The following is a 22,439-nucleotide window of genomic DNA, read 5'->3' as shown; positions in this document are numbered from 1 at the left end:
ATTCCGCACAAGTGGCGCGAGACAATCGTTACGGGAGGGGAGGGACTCATGACGGGCACGCCGCTCACGAGGAGTGAGGCGAAGGACCTGACCAGGCGCAAGCTCATCCGCGCCGCCCTGTCGATCCTCGACGAGGAGGGCGAGGCGGGGCTGAGCACGGTCAAGGTCGCCAAGGCCGCGGGCATCGCGCAGTCCAGCTTCTACGTGCACTTCAAGGACATGCAGGAACTGCTGCGGGTGCTCGCCGAGGAGGGCGGCGAGCGGCTGCGCTCCTCGATGCGCGAGGCGCGGCGCAAGGCCCGCGAGCACCCCGGCGACCTCGACCTGCACCGCGAGACGTTCCGCATCCCGCTGGAGTCGATCTGCCGGCACCCCGAGCTGCTGCGCATCCAGATCAGGGCGCGGCACGACCCCTCCTCGTCGCTGCGCGACTTCGCCACGGAGACGGCGGCCGCCTACCGCGAGCACCACGCCGCCGACCTGGCCGCCCTCGGCTACACGGCCGACAACGAGCGCGACAGGCGGCGGCTGGAGATGATCGCCGACGGCATCAACGCGGCCACCAACGCGCTGGCCATGGGACACCTGGAGGGGCGCTACCCCGACCTGGACGAGGCCGCCGACATCCTGACGGCCCTGTCACGCGGCGCGCTGCGGCTGCTGCGGGCGACCTCGAACAAGCCGGTCAGCGAGCCTCCCGGACCGTCGAGCAGGCCGGTCAGCGAGCCTCCCGGACCGTCGAGCAGGCCGGTCAGCGAGCCTCCCGGACAATCCTGACAGCGCCGGCGGGGACCGTCAGCGAGCCGTCCACCGCGGCGCCGTCCAGGGTGCTGCCCTTGGCCTGCACGACCGCGTCGGCGTCCGAGTGGTTGACGGCGAACAGGAAGGAGCGGCCGTCGGGGTGCGAGCGCCGGACGAGCTCGACGCCGCCCGTGGAACCGGTGGGGACGCCCGCCTCGGCGCAGACCGCCGACAACACGCGGGCCAGCGCCGGGCCGGCGGGCAGCGTCGTGACGTAGTGCGCCCCGCCCCGCCCGTGCTCGTTGCGCGTCCAGGCCGGGCCGCCGCCCGCGTACGAGTCCAGCACGGACGCGGTCGTGAGGTGGCAGACCTCGCTCCACACCTCGCCCGCGCCGCCTCCGGCCAGTGCCACCGTCTCGCCCTCCGCCAGCGGGAAGAACTCCTCCACCCGCACCCCGAGCAGCTCCCGCCACGCCCCTGGGTAACCGCCGAGCCGCACCTCGTCATGCTCGTCCACGATCCCGCTGTACGGCCCCACCAGCGTCACGCCGCCGCCGGCCACGAACCGTTCGAGATTCGCCGCCCCGGCGTCGGAGACCAGATACAGGGACGGCGCCAGAACCAGGCGGTACCGGGACAGGTCGCCCTCGGGATGGGCCAGGTCGCAGGTGACGCCCAGCCGCCACAGCTCGGCGTGCCACTGCTTGATCACCTCGACCGGCCGCAGCGCGGAGGTGGGCTGGGCGGGATGGTCCTGAGCCCAGATGCTCGGCCAGTCGAGCAGGATCGCCACGTCGGCCTCGACCGAGGTGCCCGCCACGTCGCCCGCCGAGCGCAGCAGGTCCCCGAGCGCGACGACCTCGCGCCAGATCTTGGTGTCGGTGCCGGCGTGCGGCAACATCGCCGAGTGCCACTTCTCGGCACCCGCCTTCGACTGCCGCCACTGGAAGAACAGGATCCCGTCCGCGCCTCTGGCCAGGTGCTGGACGGAGTTGCGGTGCATCTCGCCCGGCTGCTTGGCGCGGTTGAGCCCGCGCCAGTTGACCGCGCTGGTGGAGTGCTCCATGAGCAGCCAGGGCCTGTCCCGCTTCAGCGAGCGGGTCAGGTCGGCGGCGAAGGCCAGGTCGATGTGCGGGTCCTCGTGAGGCAGGTAGTGGTCGGTGCAGGCGACGTCCACCTCCTCGGCGAACGTCCAGTAGTCCATGTCCCAGTGGAAGCCCGCCATGAAGTTCGTGGTGGCGGGCACGTCCGGCGTCAGGCCGCGCAGCAGGTCCCGCTCGGCGCGGTAGAGGGCCAGCAGCGCGTCGGAGCTGAACCGGCGGAAGTCGAGCTGCTGGCTCGGGTTGGCGAAGCTGGGCGTGATCCTGGGCGGCAGGATCTGCTCCCAGTCGCTGTAGCGCTGCGACCAGAACGCCGTGCCCCAGGCGGCGTTGAGCGCGTCGAGGGTGCCGTAGCGCTCCATGAGCCAGGCGCGGAAGGCGGCGGCGGAGGTGTCGCAGTAGCAGCGCGAGTTGTGGGCGCCGTACTCGTTGTGCACGTGCCACATCGCCAGCGCCGGGTGGTCGCCGTAACGGCGGCCGAGCTGCTCGGCGATGGCCAGCGCCTTGTCGAGGTAGACGGGGGAGCTGGGGCAGAACGCCTGCCGGCTGCCGTGCCACAGCCGGCGCCCGTCGGCGTCCTCGGGCAGCGCCTCGGGGTAGCGCTGCCCGAACCACGGCGGCGGGGAGGCGGTGGGCGTGGACAGGTAGACCCTGATCCCGGCGTCGCCCAGCAGGTCCATGACGCGGTCGAACCAGCCGAACTCGTAGCGGCCCTCCACCGGTTCGAGCAGGGACCAGGAGAAGATGCCCAGGCTGACGGCGTTGACGCCGGCCTCGCCCATCAGCCGGACATCCTCGGCCCAGGTCTCCTCGGGCCACTGCTCCGGATTCCAGTCACCGCCGTAGACGATCACGCGAACTCCTCATATTTTATGATTTATCCGCATCCTAACGGTAGGCGAGCGCCTGGGTGCGGTAGAGCTCGGCGTAGTCGCCGCCCGCCGCGAGCAGCTCGGCGTGGCTGCCCTGCTCCGTCACCCTCCCCTGAGACAGTACGGCGATGCGGTCGGCCATGTGCACGGTCGAGAACCGGTGGGAGACCAGCACGGTGATCGCCCCCCGCTCCGCCGAATCGCGGGTCTGCTCGGCGAACAGCTCGAAGAGGTCGTGCTCCGCCTGCGGGTCGAGCGCCGCCGTGGGCTCGTCGAGGAGCAGCAGCAGCGCGCTCTCGCGCATCAGGCCGCGGGCCAGGGCGATGCGCTGCCACTGGCCGTGGGAGAGCTCGGCGCCGCCGAACGTCCGTCCTAGCTGGGTCCGCAGCCCCGAGGGCAGGAGGTCCACGATGCCGTCCGCGCCCGCCCGCGCCAGCGCCCGCTCGATCCGGGCGGTGTCCCCGATCCTGGGCAGGTCCCCGGCGCCGACGGACTCGGACACCGGTGTCTGGAGCTTGAGGAAGTCCTGGAGGGTGCCGGTGCACACGGTCGCCCAGGCGGCCGGATCGAGAGCGCAGTGCGATCCGCCGTACCCGGGAGCGGACCACGCCGTCGATCCGCTTGCCCGCCGACGCCTTCAGCGCCCGTGCGACGACCTCGGCGGCCTGCCTCGCCAGCATCGCGGCCGCGAACCCCGCCACCGGCCACACCAGCGGCAGGAGACCGGCGTTCACCGTCATCGCGGCCACCAGGTGGCCGGCGAAGATCGCGGTCAGGGGCGCCGCGGCGATCGACACGACCGCGGTCACGCACAGTGCGGCCAGCGTGCGAGGGCGGCTGAAGCGCAACAACGCCAGCAGGCGTCTTCGCTCGTCGTAGGTGTCCCGGATCCGGGCCCAGCTCAGATCGCGCCAGGAGAACCTGGGATAGGGCGGCTGCGGGCCGGTCACCGGGGTCACGCCGACCTCCCGAGATCGACAACCGGTTGATCGTCACATGCGCCGGACGGCAGCGTCAAGTGGATATTCGGCCGGTGTTATATATTCAGACAGAGGACCGCCGGACGGAAACCCCGGCGGTCCTCCCGCTATCGCAGCAGGTCACCCGCGACGGCGGCCGCCGCAGCCGCGTCCAGCCGGCCGTCGAGCACCGCCGTCACGACCCGTCTCGTCAGCGTGGACTCCACGGTGAGCGGCCGGTCCCAGGCCAGGGCCTGGCCCACGCCGGGGTACTCCGCGACCCGGACGAACCAGGGGTCGCCGTCCGCCTGGGCGAAGACGAGCGTCCAGTCCCGGCCCTCGGGGTCGGTGCCGGACATGGCCGTCCACGGGCTCGTGCTGCCGTGCACCGCCTGCTCGTCCCCCGGCAGGGTGGTCCGGTTCACCGAGGTGCCCGGGGCGCGCCAGAAGAAGCCGCCGTAGCCCGCGCCCGCCCGGCCCTTGGTGGCCGAGCTGTTGATCTCCAGTGGCGCGCCGGTCCGGTTGGTGAGGGTGAACGTGAAGTCCAGCGCCCAGCCCTGGCCGAGCGGGCGCGCGGTCACGGTCCGCTCCTCGCGGGCGACCAGGCGGCCGCCAGGGCCGAGCCAGTCCAGGTGCTCGGTGAAGCCGCCGTCGTCCAGGCGGGTGAACGCCACGTGCCGCTGCGTGCCGTGGTCGTCCAGCCAGGTGGGCCCCTGATCCTTCACGTACGTGCGCCCGCCCCAGAAGTTCACCCCGCCGAGGTCGGAGATCGCCACCCCGGCGCCGAGGTGGTGCACGTGGTCCTCGGGGCGGACCTGGGTGACCTCGACGCCGCCGAGGGTCCGTACGGCGTGCAGGTAGGGGCGGGGCGAGTCGGTGGCGGGCAGGTCGGGGCTGAGCTCGTAGGCGGCCACCGGCCGGTCCGACACCAGCAGCTCCACCCGCGTCCACGGCACGCCGAGCTCGGAGTAGAGCGCCAGCTCCGCCGCGCTGCGCCGGGTCAGCTCGGCCACGCCGGGCAGCAGGCGGCCCACGACCTCGCCCTCGGCGTCCCGTTCCAGGAGCTGGTGCCGCTCAGGGATGGGCGTCGGCTCGGGAGCCAGCCGGATCGCGTCCAGCACCTGGGTGAACCGCTCCGTGCTCGCGAGCGGCACCAGCAGCTCGGCGCCGGTGCGGACGTGGTCGATGAGGTTCTCCAGCAGACCCACCCGGTCGTGCACGGTCGTCGTGACCGACCCGTCGGGCAGCTCCACCTTGAGCCGGTCGTGCGTGTACGTCAGCGTCGCCCGGCCCGCGTCCCCCTGCACCACCAGGTGTGCCTCGCCGCGCTGCACCTTGCCCGGCGGCGGCTCCACGTAGGGCGCGCACAGCGTCGCCGCCATCGTGATCGTGAACCCGTCCGCCAGCCGGACGCGCACGCAGGAGGTGTCGTCCGACTCGATCGGATGAGCGCGGTACAGCTCGGTCTCGATCTCCGCGATCGGGCTGTCGTGCAGGGCCAGGGCGGTGGCGATGGCGTGCGCGAACGGGTTCGTCAGCGCGCCGTCCATCACGTCCACGCCGTTCAGCCGGCGCCGGCCGGCCCAGGGGGCGCGGGTGAAGTAGGCCGAGGGGCGGTGCCAGGCGCCCCAGCCGCCGATGCCGCGCACCCTGCCGAGCCGCCCGCTCGCGATCAGCGCGCGCAGCGCCGGGACGGCCGCGGAGCCGAGCGACTGGAACCCGACCTGGCAGGCCAGCCCAGTCTCCGCCACCACCTCGGCGATCCTGCGCTGCTCCTCCGGGCTCGGCGCGGGCGGCTTCTCCAGCAGCACGTGCGAGCCCGCGCGCAGCGCGGCGATCGCGAGATCGGCGTGCGTGTTGATCGGCGTGCAGACGATCGTGATCTCCGCGCCGGTCTTGACGATCAGCTCGCCCAGGTCGGACGACTGCAGCGGCGCGCCGAAGTCCACCTCGACCGGTCGCAGGTCGCAGATCCCCACCAGCTCGACCACGCCGCGGCCGGCCAGCTCGCGCAGGATGCCCAGATGGTGCCTGCCGTGCCCCTGCGCTCCGGCCAGGACGACCTTCACCGGCGCCATCACGACCACCTCAGCCCGAGCCCGGCGTGCCCGCCCGCGCGCAGCACGCCACCGGAGATCTCCACCGGGTACGGCTCCGCCAGCAGCCCCAGCCGGGCGAAGGAGGCGTCCTCCACGTCCTCGGCCATGACCGGCAGCGGCAGGGCCAGCGCGAGCTGCCCGGACACCTCGCCCAGCAGGTGCGGGTAGACCGGCACGTCGTACGTCCTGGCCAGCTCCACGATCCGCAGGAACGGCGTGATGCCGCCGACCCGCACCACGTTCGGCTGCACCACGTCGCAGGCCCCGGCCGCCAGCAGGTCGCGGAAGCCGTAGGCGGTGTAGACGTTCTCGCCGACCGCGACCGGCACGTCGGTGGAGCGGCGCAGCTCCACGTGCGCGGCCACGTCGTCGGCGGGCAGCGGCTCCTCGATCCAGTGCAGGTCGAACTCGCGCAGCGCGGCCAGCGCCCGCCGGGCCCTGTGCAGGTCCCAGCGCTGGTTGGCGTCGATCATCAGCAGCCGGTCGGGGCCGATCACCTCGCGGACCGCGGCCACCCGCGCCACGTCCTCCGCCAGGTCGGGCCGGCCGACCTTGATCTTGACGCCCCGGTAGCCGGCGGCAACCCAGCGTCCGGCCTGCGCGACCAGTTCGTCGAGGGGGTAGTGCAGGTTGACGCCGCTGCCGTAGACCGGCACCTCGTCGCGCCGCCTGCCCAGCACGTCGGGCAGCGCCTCGCCGCCGCAGCGCAGGTCCCACAGCGCCAGGTCGATCCCGGCCAGCGCGATCGTGGTGATCCCGCCGGGTCCCGCCTCGCGCAGGTGCCGCCACAGCCGGTCCCACACGACCTCGGGCCGCGCGGGCAGGCCGATCAGCGCCTCGCGCAGGTCGTGGTCGAGCAGCGCCTTGACGGCGTGCGCGCCGATCTGCGGCGTCCAGGAGAAGCCGGTGCCGGTGCGCCCGTCCTTGAGCGTGACGTGGGTGACGATCACATGGTTGTACGGCACGTCCTCGCCCCACGGGCGCGGCAGCGACGCCGTGCGCAGCTCCGTGCGAAGGTCCGCGATGATCATGGCGCGACCAGTTCGAGACCGGTCTTGATCAGCGCCTCCAGCTCGGCCAGGTGCTCGGCGGTCACCTCGACCAGCGGCGGGCGGACGGCGCCGACGTCCAGGCCGCGCAGCCGTACGCCGGCCTTGACCAGCGCGACCGGGTAGCCGGGCACCTTGCCGCGCAGGCGGACGAGCGGCGCGTAGAACTCGGTGAGCAGCCGCTCGTCACCGTTGAGGTAGGCCAGCGCGATCTCGGGCGCGAACGCGAACACGGCGCTGGAGTACAGCTCCACGCCGATGCCCCGGTAGGCGGGCATGGTCAGCTCGGCCGTCGGCAGCCCGTTGAAGAACAGGAACTCCGGGTGCTGCTCGCGCACCGCCAGCACGGTGCGCTGCATGCGGTCGATGTCGCCCAGGCCGTCCTTGAGCCCGATCACGCCGGGGATGCCGGCCAGCTCGACCACGGCGTCCGGCTCCAGCACGACCGAGCCGCGCTGGTAGACGATCACCGGCAGCACCTCGGCGATCGCCCGCACGTACGCCGTGAAGCCGTGCGCGGGCCCCTGGGCCAGGTACGGCGGCATGAGCAGCAGCCCGTCGGCGCCCGCCTCGCGCGCGGCCCGCGCCTGGTTCAGCGCCGCGCCGAGCGGCCCGCCCGCGCCCGCGAACACCGGTACCCGGCCGGCCACGACCTCCGCCGCGACCCGCGTGGCCCGCGCGTGCTCGGACTCCGACAGCGCCGAGAACTCGCCGGTGCCGCAGGCCACGAAGACGCCGCCCGGCCCGTGCTCCATGCCCTGCCTGACGTGCTCGGCCAGCACCTGCTCGGCGAGCGTGCCGTCGGCGGCGAAGGGGGTCACGGGAAAGAACAGCACACCGCTGAGGTTCATTCGGCTTCTTCCTTGAGTTCGGTACGCCAGCTGCGCTTGGGCTGCCAGCCGAGCAGCCGCGTCGCCTTGGCGGTCGAGAAGGCGGGGGTGGTGCCGGTCAGGCCGGAGGCGAGCGTCTCGGTGCCGGGCACGACCTGGGGGAGCAGGTCGGCCAGCGGCTTCCTGGCCAGCGCGTCGGCCGCGCCGGCGAAGAAGACCTCGCCGTTCGGCAGGTCGGGCAGCGCCTCGGCGAGCACGGAGATCATCTCGGCGGCGTCGCGGGAGTCGATGTAGTTGAACAGCGACACCCCGCCCAGCTCGGGCCGGTCGAGCCGCTCGCGCACCGTGTGGCCGGACTGGGTGGGCGCGCCCGCCCACTCCTCCGGCGGGATCACGAAGCACGGCCGGACGGCGGCCAGCTTCGTCCGGCCCGCCCTGGCGTACGCCTTCATCGTCTCCTCGGCGGTCACCTTGGACAGGTTGTATGCGTTCCACGGGCGCACCGGGTGCTCCTCGTCGATCGGCAGGTACGCCGGCGCCCAGCCGCCCGGCGCGCCGTATCCCATGACGGTGGGGCTGCTGGCCACCACCACGCCCGCCACGCCCAGGGCCACCGACGCCGAGCACACGTTGTACGCGAGCTGCGTGTTGACCTTGAAGATCACCGATTCCGGGACGCTGAACGGGGTCGCGATGGCGGCCAGGTGGATCACCGACTCGGGCCTGAACCTGGCCAGGACCTCGAACGTCTCGCCGGTGTCGGTGAGGTCGGCCGGTAACGTGACGGCCGCCTCCGGCGGAGTGCCTGGGGCGCGGTCGACGCCGATGACCTCGTGCCCGGCCGCCGCGAGCGTGCTGACCACGCTGCGGCCGAGGCGTCCTGCGCTTCCGGTGACGAGGACTCTGCTCACCGTATGGGGCTCCTTCAAGACTGCAAACAGTTGCACTAAACCTTCATGTCCGGAAGGGTGAGGCGTCAAGAGGTGATTTCGTGACCGCCCGTCTAGCTGGGGCTTCCCAGGGGTTCCCGTTTCATGGACGTGCGGCAAGCGCTTTCATCGTACTCATGGGTTCTGCAAGCGGTTGCGTTAGGGTGTGCGACTGTGACAGTGACGATTCGTGATGTGGCCAGGGCCTCCGGCGTGCATGTGTCGACGGTGTCGCGGACGTTCTCCGCGCCGCACATGGTGAACGCCGCCACCCGTACCAGGGTGCTGACAGTGGCCGAGGAGCTCGGCTACCGGCCCAACCGGGCGGCCAGGGCGCTCACGACCGGGCGTACCCACAATCTGGGCCTGATCGTGGCCGACATCGCCAACCCGTTCTTCCCACCGCTGATCAAGGCGGCGCACTCGGCGGCCCGCCAGCGCGACTACCACCTGTTCGTGGCCGACACCGACGAGGAGCCGGCGGCCGAGGAGGAGCTGATCCAGGCCTTCTCCAAGCAGGTGGACGGGGTGGTGCTGTGCAGCCCGCGCTCGTCGAACAAGGTGCTGGAGCGGCTGGCCGAGCGGGTGCCGTTCGTGGTGATCAACCGGCGGCTGCGCGGCGCGGCCACCGTGCTGATGGACGTCGGGCACGGGGCCAGGCTGGCGGTCGAGCACCTGGCCGGGCTGGGGCACCGGCGGGTCGCGCTGGTGTCGGGGCCCGCCGGGTCGTGGACGAGCGCGGAGATCCGTACGGCGGCCGAGCAGGTGCCGGGCGTCGAGCTCGTCGTGATCGGCCCGAACGCGCCCACCGAGCGCGGCGGGTTCGCCGCGGCCGCCCGGGTGCGCGACTCCGGGGTGACCGGCGTGCTGGCCTACAACGACCTGGTGGCCATCGGGCTCATCGAGGGCCTCGGCGACCTCGGGCTGAGCGTGCCCGCGGACCTGAGCGTGGTCGGCATAGACGACATCGTGCCGGGACGGCTGAGCCGCCCGAAGCTCACCACCGTGGCCATGCCGACGGCCGCGGCGGGGCGGCTCGCGGTGGATCTGCTCATCCAGGAGGTGAGCGCCACCACGTCGCTGGAGACGCGCCTGGTGATCAGGGACTCCACCGCGGCTCCACGGTAGCTCTGCGTCTGCAAACGGTTGTACTAAATCGGATCGTAATTCATCTGACTTATCGGGCGGTCACGCTTGCTAGCTGGGGAAACGCCGTGGCGATATATCGGTAACGGCTATGTAACGCCTGCAAAGGGTTGACGAAACTTTCCCGCCAGCTATAGGAAAGCGCTATCCATTCACTTCTCGCCGGAAGGTCCGTGATGACTGAAGTTTCGGTGGCGGTGAAACCCGGGCGTGCGGTGCGGCCACCCGCCCGTGGCAGTCATCGCTCCACGAAACGGTCCCGCCGGGAGGCACGGGCCGCCTATCTCTTCCTGGCCCCATGGTTCGTCGGCCTGCTCGTCATCACGATCGGCCCGATCTTCGCCTCCCTGTACCTGTCGTTCACCGACTACAGCCTCCTGGAGGAGGCCCAGTGGATCGGGTTCGACAACTACGTCAAGATGTTCACCGAGGACACGAGGTTCACGAACTCGCTCTGGGTGACCACGGTCTACGTGGTCGTCTCGGTCCCGCTGCAGCTGGCCTTCGCCCTCGCCCTCGCGCTGGTGCTCGACCGCGGCCTGCGCGGCCTGTCCTTCTACCGCTCGATCTTCTATCTGCCCTCGCTGCTCGGCGGCAGCGTCGCGATCGCGATCCTGTGGCGGAAGGTCTTCGGCGCCGACGGCCTGGTCAACGCGGTGCTCGCGATGTTCGGCATCGAAGGGCCCGGATGGGTGGGCCACCCCGACTACGCGCTGGGCACGCTGATCCTCCTGCACGTGTGGACGTTCGGCGCGCCGATGATCATCTTCCTGGCCGGTCTGCGCCAGATCCCCGCGAGCTACTACGAGGCGGCCTCGGTGGACGGCGCCGGCAAGTGGCGGCAGTTCCGGTCGATCACGCTGCCCCTGCTGACGCCGATCATCTTCTTCAACCTGGTGCTGGAGCTCATCAAGTCGTTCCAGTCGTTCACGCAGGCGTTCATCGTCAGCGGTGGAAAGGGCGGCCCCGCCGACTCCACCCTGTTCTACACGCTCTACCTCTACCTCGAGGGCTTCAAGAACTACGACATGGGCTACGCCGCCGCGATGGCGTGGGTCCTGCTGATCATCATCGCCGCCCTCACCGGGGTGAACTTCCTCGCTTCCAAGTATTGGGTCTTCTATGGCGACACCAAGTAGGCCGGTTCCGGTCCTGTTCCGCCCGTTCAGGGGCGGGCGGGTGGCCAAGCACATCCTGCTGATCGGCTTCGGCCTGGTCATGCTCTATCCGCTGCTGTGGATGATCTCCAGCTCGCTCAAGCCGGAGGAGATCATCTTCCGTGAGCCGGGCCTGTGGCCCAGCCAGGTCACGCTGGAGAACTACACCGAGGGCTGGTACGCGCTCAAGCACCCCTTCGGCTACTACCTGTGGAACTCCGCGGTCATCACCGGCATCTCGGTGGTGGCGAACCTGGTGGCCTGCTCGCTGGCCGCCTACGCCTTCGCCCGGCTGAGCTTCCCGCTGAAGTCGTTCTGGTTCGCGATCATGCTCGGTACGATCATGCTGCCGCACCACGTGACGATCGTGCCGCAGTACATCATGTTCTCCGAGCTCGACCTGATCAACACGATCTGGCCGCTGGTCATGCCGAAGATCCTGGCCACCGACGCGTTCTTCGTCTTCCTCATGGTGCAGTTCATCCGTACCCTGCCCAGGGAGCTGGACGAGGCGGCGGAGATCGACGGCGCCGGCTACTGGCGGATCTTCATCAGGGTCGTCATGCCGCTGTGCATGCCGGCGCTGGCCACGACCGCGATCTTCACGTTCATCTGGACGTGGAACGACTTCCTCAGTCAGCTCCTGTACCTCAACAACCCCGACAATTTCACCGTACCTGTAGCGTTGCGCACGTTCTTGGACGCCAGTAGCGATTCGTCGTGGGGCCCGATGTTCGCCATGTCGATCATCGCGCTCGGCCCCATCTTCGGGTTCTTCCTGGCCGGCCAGAAATACCTGATCCGTGGTGTAGCCACCACGGGCCTGAAGTAGATCCTCCACCCCCCAACAGTGAACACCCATAGGAGGTAGAGCCGTGAGCTCTGGCAAGAAGATGTGGTCGGCGGCCCTGCTCGCCACCGCTGTGCTGGCGGTCACCGCGGCCTGCGGCAGTGGCAGCGGCGGCGGAGAGACCGCCGACGGCAAGATCAAGCTGCGCTTCTCCTACTGGGGCAGTGACGCGCGGCAGAAGATGACCGAAGAGGCGATCAAGAAGTTCGAGGCCAAGAACCCGACCATCGACGTCGAGGGCGAGTTCTCGGACTGGGCCAGCTACTACGAGACGCTGTCCACCAAGGTCGCGGGCAGCGACGCGCCGGACGTCATGAGCCTGGAGATCCGCGGCCTGCGCGAGTACGCCGACCGCGGCACGCTCGCCGACGTCACCGGCAAGGTCAACACCGCCGACATCGACGCCAAGGTGCTCGCCACCGGCGCCATCGACGGCAAGCAGTACGCCATCCCCACCGGTATCAACGCCTTCTCCCTGATCGTCAACAAGGCCCTGGTCGAGCAGTCCAAGGCCACGCTCCCCGACGACAAGACGTGGAGCTGGGAGGAGTACGTCGAGCTGGCCAACAAGATCACCGCCGGCAGCGGCGGCAAGATCACCGGCACGCAGCTCAGCTGGAACCCCGCCTACCTGCAGATCTACGCCACGCAGAAGGGCGAGCAGTTCTACAACGGCAACAAGCTCGGCGTGACCCCCGAGACCATCAAGGAATGGTGGTCGGTCATGCAGAACCTGATCAAGGGCAAGGGCGCGCCGGACGCCGCCAAGAGCGCCGAGATCGGCGCCACCAGCATCGACCAGTCGCTGCTCGGCACCAACACCGGCGCCATGGGCATGTGGTGGAGCAACCAGCTCGGCGCGGCCAGCAAGGCGTCGGGCCAGGAGCTGGACCTGCTGGTCATGCCGAAGATCAAGGGCGCCACCGCGAGCGGCATGTTCACGCAGCCGGCCATGTTCTACAGCGCCTCCTCCAAGACCGAGCACGCCGCCGAGGCCGCGAAGTTCATCGACTTCATGATCAACGACCCGGAGGCGGGCGCGATCATCCTCAGCGACCGCGGTCTGCCCGCCAGCTCCAAGGTGCTCGCCGCGGTGCGCGACAAGCTCCCCCCGGCGGACCAGAAGACGCTGACCTTCCTCGACGAGAACAAGGACGCGCTGACCGACCCGCCGGCCGCCCCGCCGAAGGGCTCCAGCGCCACGGAGGACATCATCACGAGGTACTCCGAGGAGGTCATGTTCGGCCGCATGACCCCCGACGACGCGGCGCAGAAGCTGATCACCGAGGTCAACGCCTCCATCGCGGGCTGACCAGGTCGTAAGGAGAGGCATGAGGTACGCGTTCGTCGGGCTCGGGCACCGCGCGCAGATGTACGTCGACGCGCTGCTCGGGGAGTGGCACGACACCGGAACCATCGTCGCCCTGTGCGACACCAACCGGACCCGCATGGACTACTACGTCGAGCGGATCGGCCGGCAGGTGCCGTGCTTCGCCCCCGATGAGTTCGGCAAGGTGCTGGAGCTCGCCGACGCGGTCATCGTCACCACCGTCGACGCCGCGCACGCGCGATACGTGTGCGCGGCGCTCGACGCGGGCCTCGACGTCATCGTGGAGAAACCGCTCACGACCGACGCCGACGGCTGCGCGGCCATCGCGGCCGCCGCGGAGCGCGCCACCGGCAAGCTGATCGTCACCTTCAACTACCGGTACTCGCCCCGCAACTCCGCCGTACGCCGCCTCCTCCAGCAGGGCGCGATCGGCGAAGTCACCTCGGTGCACTTCGAGTGGCTGCTCGACACCATCCACGGCGCCGACTACTTCCGCCGCTGGCACCGCGAGCGGGCCAGCTCCGGCGGGCTGCTCGTGCACAAGTCCACCCACCACTTCGACCTGGTCAACTGGTGGCTGGACGCGGCGCCCGAGCTCGTCTTCGCCCAGACCGGCCTGCGCTTCTACGGCGCCGGGAACGCCAGGAAGCGCGGCCTGACCGGCCGCCCCGAGCGCGCCCACGGCGCACCCGGGCTCGGCACGGACCCGTTCCTGCTCGACATCTCCAGGGACGAGCGGCTCAAGCGGCTCTACCTGGACGCCGAGCACGAGGACGGCTACGTCCGCGACCGGGACGTCTTCGGCGAGGGCATCGACATCGACGACAACATGTCGGTCATGGTGCGCTACACCGACCGCGCGGTCCTGACGTACTCGCTGCACGCCCACGCCCCCTGGGAGGGGTATCGGGTGGCCTTCAACGGCACGGCGGGGCGGCTGGAGCTGGACGTGGTGGAGCGGGAGTGGACGCCCCCGCACGCCGCCGTCGATCCCAGCGCGGCCTCCAAGGAACACGCGACCGGCTCGTCGGAGCGGCTGCTGCTGCGCCGGCACTGGAGCGAGCCCGAGGAGGTGCCCATCGAGTCGGGGGCCGGCGGGCACGGCGGCGGCGACCGGCTGCTGCTGGACGACGTCTTCCGCGGCCCCGGCGACGACCCGCTGGCCAGGCAGGCCGGCTGGCGCGACGGCATCCGCAGCGTGCTGACCGGTCACGCGGCCGGCGTCTCCGCCCGCACCGGGGCTCCCGTGCGCCTGGCCGACGACGGCACGCGTGTTCTCTGAGCTGGCCGGGATCGCCGCCGCGCAGCGCGGGCTCTACCCGGTCCTGCCCGGGCCCGAGCTGCGGGCGGCGGCCAGGGAGGCCATCGGGGTGCTCGACCTGGCGGCCGCGGACGTGCGCGTCGAGCGGACCTGGACCGACGGCGACCTGCACGGCGAGGAGCTGTCGTGGTCGGTCGGGTTCGGGCCGCGCACGCGGGCGTACCTGCTCAAGCCCCGCGACGCCGGCGGGCCGCTGCCCGGGGTGGTGGCGCTGCACTGCCACGCCGGGATGAAGTGGGTGGGCAAGGAGAAGATCGCCGACGGGCCCGGGGAGCCGTCGCCCGAGGTGCGGCGGCTGCGGGACGGCATCTACGGCGGCCGGGCCTTCGCGAACGCGCTGGCCCGGCGCGGGTTCGTGGTGCTCGCGCACGACGTGTTCGTCTGGGGCAGCCGCCGCTTCCCCCTGGAGACTGCTGAGGGGCCGCCCGGCGCGGCGCGGCGTGGGGACGCCCCCGGCGCGCCCCTCAGCGAGGCCGACCGGTATGACCTGCTGGCCAGGGAGCACGAGCACGTGGTGGCCAAGCACTGCGCCGCGCTCGGCACCTCGTTCACGGGTGTCGTCGCCGGCGAGGACCTGGCGGCGGCGGCCTACCTGCGCTCGCGCCCCGACGTCGGCGCGGTCGGCTGCGCCGGCCTGTCGGGCGGCGGCCTGCGGGCGGCGCTGCTCGGCGCGTTCGACCCGGACGTGCGCGCGGTCGTCGTCGCCGCGATGGCCTCCTCCTACCGGGACATGCTCGGCGGCCACGTCGAGCGGCACACCTGGATGCTCTGGCCGCCCGGCCTGCCGCGGCTGGGCGACTATCCCGACCTGATCGCCGCCCGCGCCCCCGGACCGCTCATGGTCCAGTACGCGATGCGCGACGAGCTGTTCCCCGAGGCGGGCATGCTCCGCGCCCACGCCATCATCGGCGAGCGGTACCGCGACGCCCCCGAGAGCTACGCCGCCGTGTTCGCCGAGGTGCCGCACAGCTTCGACGTGCCCATGCAGGAGCGGGCCTTCGACTGGCTGGCGGCCCAGCTCAAGGTCTAGCCGCCGCCCGTTTCCTGCCACGGGCGGCGGCTTCGGCCGTCAGTCGCCCTGCTTCCAGGTGGCGATCAGCTTGTCGTAGTCGAGCGTCTCCGGCTTGCCGCGCTCGTCGGCGAGCTTCGGCGCCGGGGCGCCCGGCTGGTCGTACCAGTACTGGGCGTCACGCTCCTGGTTCAGCTTGGGCGCGCACTGGCCGCCGTACCCCTCCCGCTGCTGCGACAGCCGCTCCAGCCGGGACAGGATCTCGTCCTGCTGCCTGGCCAGGTTGTCCATCGACTGCTGCGGCGTGGTCTCGCCGGTCACGGCGGTGGCCACGTTCTGCCACCAGAGCTGGGCCAGCTTCGGGTAGTCGGGCACGTTCGTGCCGGTCGGCGTCCACTGCTTGCGGGCCGGCGAGTTGTAGAACTCGATCAGGCCGCCGTACTTCTCGGCGTTGTCGGCGAAGTACTTGCTCTTGACGTCGGAGTCGCGGATGAACGTCAGCCCGACGATCGACTTCTTCAGCGACACCGTCTTCGACGTCACGAACTGCGCGTACAGCCAGGCCGCCGCCCTGCGGTCCTGCGGCGTGCTCTTCAGCAGCGTCCAGGAGCCGGCGTCCTGGTAGCCCAGCTTGTTGCCGGTCTTCCAGTACGAGCCGTGCGGGCTCGGCGCGATGCGCCACTTGGGCGTGCCGTCGCTGTTGACGACCGGCAGGCCCTCCTTGGTCATGTCGGCCGTGAACGAGGTGTACCAGAAGATCTGCTGGGCGATGTTGCCCTGCGCGGGCACCGGCCCCGCCTCGCTGAAGTTCATGCCCGCCGCCTCGCGGGGCGCGTACTTCTTCAGCCAGTCCACGTACTTCGTCAGCGCGTAGACCGCGGCGGGGCCGTTGGTGTCGCCGCCGCGGGTGACGGACGAGCCGACCGGGCGGCAGTTCTCCACCCTGATGCCCCAATCGTCCACCGGCAGGCCGTTGGGGATGCCGGGGTCGCCGTTGCCGGCCATCGACAGCCAGGCGTCGGTGAAGCGCCAGCCCAGGGACGGGTCCTTGCGGCCGTAGTCCATGTGGCCGTAGACCTTCTTGCCGTCGATGGTGCCGTTGCCGTTGACCTTGCTGGTGAAGAAGTCGGCGATGTCCTCGTAGGCCGCCCAGTTGACCGGGACGCCGAGGTCGTAGCCGTACGCGTCCCTGAACTGCTTCTTGATCTCCGGGTCGGTGAACCAGTCGTAGCGGAACCAGTAGAGGTTGGCGAACTGCTGGTCGGGGAGCTGGTAGACCTTCTTGTCCGGGCCGGTGGTGAAGCTGATGCCGATGAAGTCGTTCAGGTCGAGGGTGGGCGAGGTGACGTTCCTGCCCTCGCCGGCCATGTAGTCCGACAGCGGCACCACGTAGTCGCCGCGCGAGTGGGTGCCGATGAGGTCGGAGTCGTTGACGTAGGCGTCGTAGATGTTCTGGTTGCCCTGGATCTGCGTCTGGAGCTTCTCGACGACGTCGCCCTCCTGGATCAGGTCGTGCTTGATCCTGATCCCGGTGATCTCGGTGAACGCCTTGGCGAGCTGCTGCGACTCGTACTCGTGCGTGGTGATCGTCTCGGACACCACGTTGATCTGCATGCCCCGGTACGGCGCCGCGGCCTTGATGAACCAGTCCAGCTCGGCGAGCTGCTGCTCCTTGCTCAGCGTGCTCGGGGTGAACTCCTGCGACACCCACCTCTGGGCCGCGGCCTTGCCGTCGGCCTCCTTGAAGTCGCTCGCCGGCTTCTCCGCGCTCTGCGTGCATCCGGCCGCTATGAGGGCGACCGCGGCCAGACCGGCGGCCACGGATCTGCGTGTCCGATGCCTCATCGCCTGCTCCTCTTCTGTTAACCCCATATACCGATCACCACCGCCACCAGCAGCGCGCAGCCGAGCGCGAGCCACATGGACAGGTCGGTGATCGCGATCCAGCCGGCCAGCACGACGGCGGCGCTGATCAGGCCGATGTAGAGCCGGTCGCCGCGGTCGGTCTCGATGCGCAGGAAACCGCGCCTGGCCACGGGCGGGGAGAAATGCGCCCAGACCGCCATGACGACCAGCAGGAGAGCCAGCCCGGCGAACACCAGGGCCGTGGGGACGGTCCAGACCATCCAGTCGAACATCGCTAGACCCTCCCCAGCGCGAAGCCCTTGGCGATGTAGTTGCGGACGAACCAGATGACGACGGCGCCGGGGACGATGGTGAGCACGCCCGCGGTGGCCAGCAGGCCCCAGTCGACGCCCGCCGCGCTGACGGTCCGCGTCATCGTGGCGGCGATCGGCTTGGCGTCCACCGAGGTGATCGTCCTGGCGATCAGCAGCTCGACCCAGCTGAACATGAAGCAGAAGAACAGCGTCACGCCGATCGCCGAGCGGATCATCGGCAGGAAGATCCGGATGAAGAACCGCGGCAGCGAATAACCGTCGATCGCCGCGGTCTCGTCTATTTCCCGCGGAATTCCGGACATGAATCCTTCGAGGATCCACACCGCGAGCGGGACGTTGAACAGCATGTGCGCGATGGCCACGCCGAGGTGCGTGTCGAACAGCCCGACCGCCTGATAAATCTGGAAGAACGGCAGCAGGAATACCGCCGGCGGGGCCATGCGATTGGTCAGCAGCCAGAAGAACAGGTGCTTGTCGCCGGCGAATCGGAAGCGCGAGAACGCGTACGCCGCGGGCAGCGCCACGATGAGCGACATCACGGCGTTCATCGAGGTGTAGAGGATGGAGTTCAGATAGCTCGAATACCACGCGGAGTCGGTGAAGAAGGTGGCGTAGTTGTCGAACGTCACGCGCTGCGGCACGAGCGAGAAACTGCCGAGGATGTCCTCGTTCGGCCGGATCGACATGCCGAACATCCACAGCAGCGGCAGCATGAGCGTGGCCACGTACAGCCAGAAGACCGTACGTGCCCAGGGCAGCCTCCTGGTCACCTCGCTCACCTCCCCGACCTGGTGAGCACGGTGAAGAACACGTAGCAGAAGACCTGCACGACGAGGAAGTAGAGCAGCGAGAACGCCGCCGCCGGCCCCACGTCGAACTGGCCGACCGCGATCTTCGACAGCAGGATGCTGAGGAACGAGGTCGCGTTGCCCGGCCCGCCGCCCGTCACCACGAACGGCTCGGTGTAGATCATGAAGCTGTCCATGAACCTGAGCAGGATCGCGATCGTCAGCACCCCGCGCAGCCGGGGGAGCTGGATGTGCCGGAAGGTGGCCCACGCCGAGGCGGCGTCGATCTGCGCGGCCTGGAAGTACGGCTCCGGGATCGAGCGCAGCCCCGCGTACGCCAGCAGCGCCACCAGCGGCGTCCAGTGCCACACGTCCATGAGCAGGACCGTGATCCAGGCGTCCGTCGAGTCCAGCGTGTAGTTGAAGTTGATGCCGAGCACGTTGTTGATCGTCCAGCCGCCCAGCCCGATGTCGCCGCGGGCGAAGATCTGCCAGATCGTGCCCACCACGTTCCACGGGATGAGCAGCGGCAGCGCGACCAGCACCAGTGCCACCGACACCCACACGCCCCTGCGCGGCATCACCACGGCCAGCGCCACGCCCAGCGGGATCTCCAGCAGCAGCACCTGCGCCGAGAACAGCAGCGTGCGCACCAGCGCCGCGCGCACCTCGGGGTCGCGGGAGATCGTCTGGAACCACTCCAGGCCGACGAAGACCCGGTCGACGGGGCTGAAGACGTCCTGCACGGAGAAGTTGACCACGGTCATCAGCGGGATCACCGCGGTGAACGCCACCGACACGACGACCGGCAGGACCAGCCACCAGGCCCGGTTGTTCCTGCGCTTGAGCGGGGCGCGCGGCTGCTCCTCCTCCACGGGTGTCTCCCTGGCGACGACCTCGCCGCTCACCTGGCTGCCTGCGACGGTCACGCCTGGCCCCTTCCGTTCAGCGGCGCGAGGGAGCCGCACCTGACCTCGTCGCGGAACAGGAACGTGCGGTCGGCGGGGAAGTGCAGGAACTCGACCGCGCCGGGCCGGTAGGAGGAGCCCGCCTCGGTCTTGGCGATCAGCGGGTGCTCGCCGACGACGGCGTGGACCAGGTCGTACGCGCCCATGCGGTCGATCCCGGTCACCCGGGCGGGCACGCCGGGGGAGGTGCCGGCCGGGGCGATGCGCACGAACTCGGGCCGCACCCCGATGCGTACGGGCCCCGGAGGCAGCGGCTCCCCGGCCGTGCCCACGTCCTCGTCCCCGACGCGCACGATCCCGCCGGCGACCTCGGCGGGCAGCATGTTCATCCCGGGCGAGCCGATGAAGTGGCCGACGAACTCGTGCGCCGGCGACAGGAACAGCTCCGACGGCTCGCCGGCCTGCACGATCGCCCCCTCGTTGAGCACCACCACCTCGTCGGCGAACGTCAGCGCCTCCGTCTGGTCGTGGGTGACGTAGACCAGCGTGTGCCCGGTGTCGCGGTGGATCTCCTTGAGCTTGCTGCGCAGCGTCCACTTCAGCGCCGGGTCCACCACGGTCAGCGGCTCGTCGAGCAGGACGGCGGCGACCTGGGAGCGGACCAGGCCGCGGCCCAGGCTGACGATCTGCTGGCGGCCCGCGTCCAGCCTGCGCGACCTGCGGCCCAGCACCTGGTCGAGGCCGAGGAGCCGGGAGACCTGGCGGACCCGCCGGTCCACCTCCTGCTTGGGCACCTTCCTGTTCCTGAGGGGGAAGGCGAGGTTGTCGTAGACGGACATCTCCTCGTACAGGACGGGGAACTGGAAGACCTGCGCGATGTTGCGGCCCGCGGTGGGCACGCCGGTGACGTCGCGGTCGTCGAAGAAGACGCGGCCCTCGGTGGGCGTGATCAGGCCGGAGATGATGTTCAGCAGCGTCGTCTTGCCGCAGCCGCTGGGGCCCAGCAGCGCGTACGCCCGCGCGCTGCGCCAGGTCCACGTCATCGGCTTGAGCGCCCACGTGCGGCCGCCGTCGTAGCTGTGGCCCACGCCCTCCAGCCGGATGTCAGCCATGCAGGTCCACCTCCGCGGCGCTGGTGGCGAGCAGGCGGCCCCCGGCCTCGTCGAAGACGAACACGTGGGAGGGGTCCACGTACGCGACCGTGGGCTCGCCGGGCGTGAAGAGCTGGGTGCCCGGCAGGTGGGCGACCAGGTGGCGGCCACCCTCCAGGAGCAGGTGCAGGAACGTCGCGCTGCCCGTCACCTCCGCGAGCCTGATCTCGGCCGGCAGCTCCAGCGCGCCCGGGCTCCCGCGCTCGATCGTCACCTGGTGCGGGCGCACGCCGAGCATGACCGTGTGGCCGGCGGAGTGGGCGCGGGGAGCCGGGAACGACGTGCCGAGCAGCTCGATCCGGCCGTCGCGGACGACGCCGGGCAGCAGGTTGAGCGGCGGGTCGCTGAGCGTGGCCGCCACGGCGAGGGTGGGCGGGTGCGCGTACATGTCGGCGACGTCGCCGACCTGCCGCACCCTGCCCTCGCCCAGCACCACGGTCGGCGCGGCGAATGTCAGCGCCTCGTTCGGGTCGGCGGTGGAGTAGAGCACCACGCCGGAGGAGCCGGCGAACATCGCCTTCAGGTCCGCGCGCAACTGCTCGCGCAGCTTGAAGTCCAGGTTGGCGAGGGGCTCGTCGAGCAGCAGCACGTCCACGGGGCGGGCCAGGGCGCGGGCGATGGCGGTGCGCTGCTGCTGGCCGCCCGACAGCTCGGACGGCCGGCGCTCCAGCAGGCCGGCCAGGCCCATCAGCTCGGCCACCTCGCGGACCCGCCGGTCCAGGCCGTCACGGCGGAAGCGGGGGTCGAGGCGGAGCGGGGAGGCGATGTTCTCGTAGACGGTCAGCGAGGGATAATTGATGAATTGCTGATAGACGAAAGCGACCGAACGTTTTCGCACCGAGATTTTCGTGACATCTTTCCCGTTGACCAGCACCCGCCCTGAATCGGGCGTCAGCAAACCGGCGACGACGCGCATCAAGGTCGTCTTTCCCGCCGTCATCGGGCCGATGAGGGTGGTCAATCCATCGGATAATTCGAGGTTTATGTCGTTGAGCCAGGTCTCTCCGTGCTGCCGTACGGAGATGCCGTCGAGAATCACCGTCACTGTGCCCGGTCCTCTCTGCTTCCCTCCCTTCTAACATGATCTGTATGGGCCTGCAAAGAGTGCTTGTGAGGCACCTGTTGACTATGGTGCGTTTGTTGTCAGCGCATTTCTGTAGGCCCTGGTCAGGGGAGGATCGAGTCGACGTACCCGCCGTCCACCCGCACCGCCGCGCCCGTCGTCGCGGAGGCGAGGGGAGAGCTCAGGTAGACCACCAGGTTCGCGATCTCCTCGGGCTCGATCAGGCGCTGGAGCAGCGACTGCGGGCGGTGCAGCCGCATGAACTCCCGCTGCGCCTCCTCCCACGGCAGCTCCCTGTCCACGAGCTGGTAGACGAAGTCCTCCACGCCCCCGGTGTGCGTCGGCCCGGCGATCACCGAGTTGATCGTGACGCCGCTGCCCGCCGCCTCCTTGGCGAACCCCCGCGAGACCGCCAGCAGCGCGGTCTTCGACATGCCGTAGTGGATCATCTCGTGCGGGATGGCGACGGCGGAGTCGCTGGCGATGTACTGGATCCGCCCCCAGCCGCGCTCCCGCATCCCCGGCAGGTACGCGCGCGTCAGCCGGACCGCGGCCAGCACGTTCACCTCGAAGTAGCGCCGCCACTCGGCGTCGTCGATCTCCAGCGCGGGCTTGGCGCCGAAGATGCCCAGGTTGTTCACCAGGATGTCCACGTGCGGGAGCATCTGCGCGACCCGCTCGCAGCCCTCCACCGTCGAGACGTCGCCCGGCGCCGCGACGAGGTCGTAGTGCAGCCGCTCCCCGGCCGCCCGCTCGGCCTCGATGCGCTCGTCGTCCATCCGCTCGATGGCCGCCGCCACCGAGCCCTCGCCGCGGCCGTTGACGCCCACGCGCGCCCCCGCCCGGGCCAGCCCGGTGGCGATGGCCGCTCCGATTCCCTGGGTCGAGCCCGTGACCAGCGCGGTCCTGCCGCTGAGATCGATACGCATGATGTCATTCTCCGCGACAGGATCGTGA

21 protein-coding genes are annotated in these 22,439 nt (G+C 70.4%); 8 read left to right on the top strand and 13 right to left on the bottom strand.

The window, feature by feature from the left end; genetic code table 11:
• The first annotated feature begins 48 nt into the window (after positions 1-48).
• On the top strand, positions 49-777 hold the full coding sequence (locus HD593_RS49195) for a TetR family transcriptional regulator (protein WP_185109774.1): 729 nt from the start codon (positions 49-51) through the stop codon (positions 775-777).
• Here the strand turns inward: HD593_RS49195 and HD593_RS49190 are convergent.
• The gene (locus tag HD593_RS49190; protein WP_312904304.1) at positions 752-2,695 is read right to left on the bottom strand and encodes a beta-galactosidase; all 1,944 of its coding nucleotides are present in this window, start codon (positions 2,693-2,695) and stop codon (positions 752-754) included. The genes HD593_RS49195 and HD593_RS49190 overlap by 26 nt on opposite strands.
• 34 nt (positions 2,696-2,729) lie before the next feature.
• Positions 2,730-3,260, bottom strand: coding sequence for an ATP-binding cassette domain-containing protein (locus HD593_RS49185; protein ID WP_185109773.1), 531 nt, complete (start codon positions 3,258-3,260; stop codon positions 2,730-2,732).
• A 74-nt stretch (positions 3,261-3,334) separates the two neighbouring features.
• On the opposite strand from HD593_RS49185, the gene HD593_RS49180 reads away from it, so the two are divergent.
• Complete coding sequence (locus tag HD593_RS49180; protein WP_185109772.1) at positions 3,335-3,592, top strand: hypothetical protein; 258 nt, start codon at positions 3,335-3,337, stop codon at positions 3,590-3,592.
• A gap of 208 nt (positions 3,593-3,800) precedes the next feature.
• Here HD593_RS49180 and HD593_RS49175 read toward each other — a convergent pair whose 3' ends face one another.
• Genes HD593_RS49175 through HD593_RS49160 form a run of 4 tightly spaced genes read right to left on the bottom strand, consistent with a single transcriptional unit; the run spans position 3,801 to position 8,561 of the window.
• Entirely contained in the window at positions 3,801-5,750 is a 1,950-nt protein-coding gene (locus tag HD593_RS49175) for a DUF6807 family protein (protein WP_185109771.1), read from the bottom strand.
• Positions 5,750-6,802 carry a mandelate racemase/muconate lactonizing enzyme family protein gene (locus HD593_RS49170; protein WP_185109770.1) on the bottom strand — a complete coding sequence of 351 codons (1,053 nt, stop codon included), beginning with the start codon at positions 6,800-6,802 and terminating at the stop codon, positions 5,750-5,752. Before HD593_RS49170 ends, HD593_RS49175 begins: the two co-directional genes overlap by 1 nt.
• On the bottom strand, positions 6,799-7,671 hold the full coding sequence (locus tag HD593_RS49165) for a 5-dehydro-4-deoxyglucarate dehydratase (RefSeq protein ID WP_185109769.1): 873 nt from the start codon (positions 7,669-7,671) through the stop codon (positions 6,799-6,801). The genes HD593_RS49170 and HD593_RS49165 overlap by 4 nt, the downstream gene beginning before the upstream one ends.
• On the bottom strand, positions 7,668-8,561 hold the full coding sequence (locus HD593_RS49160; RefSeq protein ID WP_185109768.1) for an NAD-dependent epimerase/dehydratase family protein: 894 nt from the start codon (positions 8,559-8,561) through the stop codon (positions 7,668-7,670). The genes HD593_RS49165 and HD593_RS49160 overlap by 4 nt, the downstream gene beginning before the upstream one ends.
• A 192-nt stretch (positions 8,562-8,753) precedes the next feature.
• On the opposite strand from HD593_RS49160, the gene HD593_RS49155 reads away from it, so the two are divergent.
• The 6 genes from HD593_RS49155 to HD593_RS49130 all read left to right on the top strand — a co-directional run bounded on the left by HD593_RS49155 (position 8,754) and on the right by HD593_RS49130 (position 15,413).
• Positions 8,754-9,707: a LacI family DNA-binding transcriptional regulator gene (locus tag HD593_RS49155; protein ID WP_185109767.1), complete on the top strand. Its 954-nt coding sequence runs from the start codon at positions 8,754-8,756 to the stop codon at positions 9,705-9,707.
• A gap of 194 nt (positions 9,708-9,901) precedes the next feature.
• A complete protein-coding gene (locus HD593_RS49150; RefSeq protein ID WP_185109766.1) occupies positions 9,902-10,864 on the top strand; it encodes a carbohydrate ABC transporter permease in 963 nt (320 codons plus the stop codon).
• Positions 10,848-11,714 carry a carbohydrate ABC transporter permease gene (locus HD593_RS49145; RefSeq protein ID WP_185109765.1) on the top strand — a complete coding sequence of 289 codons (867 nt, stop codon included), beginning with the start codon at positions 10,848-10,850 and terminating at the stop codon, positions 11,712-11,714. The genes HD593_RS49150 and HD593_RS49145 overlap by 17 nt, the downstream gene beginning before the upstream one ends.
• A gap of 43 nt (positions 11,715-11,757) precedes the next feature.
• Positions 11,758-13,044, top strand: coding sequence for an extracellular solute-binding protein (locus HD593_RS49140; protein WP_185109764.1), 1,287 nt, complete (start codon positions 11,758-11,760; stop codon positions 13,042-13,044).
• 19 nt (positions 13,045-13,063) lie between these two features.
• The gene (locus HD593_RS49135; protein WP_185109763.1) at positions 13,064-14,344 is read left to right on the top strand and encodes a Gfo/Idh/MocA family protein; all 1,281 of its coding nucleotides are present in this window, start codon (positions 13,064-13,066) and stop codon (positions 14,342-14,344) included.
• Positions 14,334-15,413: a dienelactone hydrolase family protein gene (locus HD593_RS49130; protein ID WP_185109762.1), complete on the top strand. Its 1,080-nt coding sequence runs from the start codon at positions 14,334-14,336 to the stop codon at positions 15,411-15,413. Before HD593_RS49135 ends, HD593_RS49130 begins: the two co-directional genes overlap by 11 nt.
• 39 nt (positions 15,414-15,452) lie before the next feature.
• Here the strand turns inward: HD593_RS49130 and HD593_RS49125 are convergent, their stop codons facing one another.
• The 7 genes from HD593_RS49125 to HD593_RS49095 all read right to left on the bottom strand — a co-directional run bounded on the left by HD593_RS49125 (position 15,453) and on the right by HD593_RS49095 (position 22,411).
• Positions 15,453-17,237, bottom strand: coding sequence for an ABC transporter substrate-binding protein (locus tag HD593_RS49125; RefSeq protein WP_185109761.1), 1,785 nt, complete (start codon positions 17,235-17,237; stop codon positions 15,453-15,455).
• A gap of 17 nt (positions 17,238-17,254) precedes the next feature.
• Positions 17,255-17,530 carry a DUF2160 domain-containing protein gene (locus tag HD593_RS49120; protein ID WP_185109760.1) on the bottom strand — a complete coding sequence of 92 codons (276 nt, stop codon included), beginning with the start codon at positions 17,528-17,530 and terminating at the stop codon, positions 17,255-17,257.
• Between the two features lie 2 nt (positions 17,531-17,532).
• A complete protein-coding gene (locus HD593_RS49115) occupies positions 17,533-18,342 on the bottom strand; it encodes a carbohydrate ABC transporter permease (RefSeq protein WP_221525353.1) in 810 nt (269 codons plus the stop codon).
• 5 nt (positions 18,343-18,347) lie between these two features.
• On the bottom strand, positions 18,348-19,289 hold the full coding sequence (locus HD593_RS62790) for a carbohydrate ABC transporter permease (RefSeq protein WP_221525352.1): 942 nt from the start codon (positions 19,287-19,289) through the stop codon (positions 18,348-18,350).
• Entirely contained in the window at positions 19,286-20,380 is a 1,095-nt protein-coding gene (locus tag HD593_RS49105) for an ABC transporter ATP-binding protein (RefSeq protein ID WP_185109759.1), read from the bottom strand. Before HD593_RS49105 ends, HD593_RS62790 begins: the two co-directional genes overlap by 4 nt.
• Positions 20,373-21,464: an ABC transporter ATP-binding protein gene (locus tag HD593_RS64860; protein WP_185109758.1), complete on the bottom strand. Its 1,092-nt coding sequence runs from the start codon at positions 21,462-21,464 to the stop codon at positions 20,373-20,375. Before HD593_RS64860 ends, HD593_RS49105 begins: the two co-directional genes overlap by 8 nt.
• Before the next feature lie 122 nt (positions 21,465-21,586).
• Positions 21,587-22,411, bottom strand: coding sequence for an SDR family NAD(P)-dependent oxidoreductase (locus HD593_RS49095; protein ID WP_185109757.1), 825 nt, complete (start codon positions 22,409-22,411; stop codon positions 21,587-21,589).
• Positions 22,412-22,439 lie beyond the last annotated feature (28 nt).

The sequence above is a fragment of the Nonomuraea rubra genome (assembly GCF_014207985.1).
Classification (GTDB): Bacteria; Actinomycetota; Actinomycetes; order Streptosporangiales; family Streptosporangiaceae; genus Nonomuraea; species Nonomuraea rubra.
This window is presented reverse-complemented; position numbering and strand designations above follow the sequence as displayed.

Coding starts and splice junctions, on each gene's coding strand:
- HD593_RS49195 (WP_185109774.1), top strand. CDS start 49: ATGACGGGCACGCCGCTCACGAGGAGTGAGGCGAAGGACCTGACCAGG.
- HD593_RS49175 (WP_185109771.1), bottom strand. CDS start 5,750: ATGGCGCCGGTGAAGGTCGTCCTGGCCGGAGCGCAGGGGCACGGCAGG.
- HD593_RS49145 (WP_185109765.1), top strand. CDS start 10,848: ATGGCGACACCAAGTAGGCCGGTTCCGGTCCTGTTCCGCCCGTTCAGG.
- HD593_RS49095 (WP_185109757.1), bottom strand. CDS start 22,411: ATGCGTATCGATCTCAGCGGCAGGACCGCGCTGGTCACGGGCTCGACC.
- HD593_RS49150 (WP_185109766.1), top strand. CDS start 9,902: ATGACTGAAGTTTCGGTGGCGGTGAAACCCGGGCGTGCGGTGCGGCCA.
- HD593_RS49165 (WP_185109769.1), bottom strand. CDS start 7,671: ATGAACCTCAGCGGTGTGCTGTTCTTTCCCGTGACCCCCTTCGCCGCC.
- HD593_RS49105 (WP_185109759.1), bottom strand. CDS start 20,380: ATGGCTGACATCCGGCTGGAGGGCGTGGGCCACAGCTACGACGGCGGC.
- HD593_RS49170 (WP_185109770.1), bottom strand. CDS start 6,802: ATGATCATCGCGGACCTTCGCACGGAGCTGCGCACGGCGTCGCTGCCG.
- HD593_RS49120 (WP_185109760.1), bottom strand. CDS start 17,530: ATGTTCGACTGGATGGTCTGGACCGTCCCCACGGCCCTGGTGTTCGCC.
- HD593_RS49125 (WP_185109761.1), bottom strand. CDS start 17,237: ATGAGGCATCGGACACGCAGATCCGTGGCCGCCGGTCTGGCCGCGGTC.
- HD593_RS49135 (WP_185109763.1), top strand. CDS start 13,064: ATGAGGTACGCGTTCGTCGGGCTCGGGCACCGCGCGCAGATGTACGTC.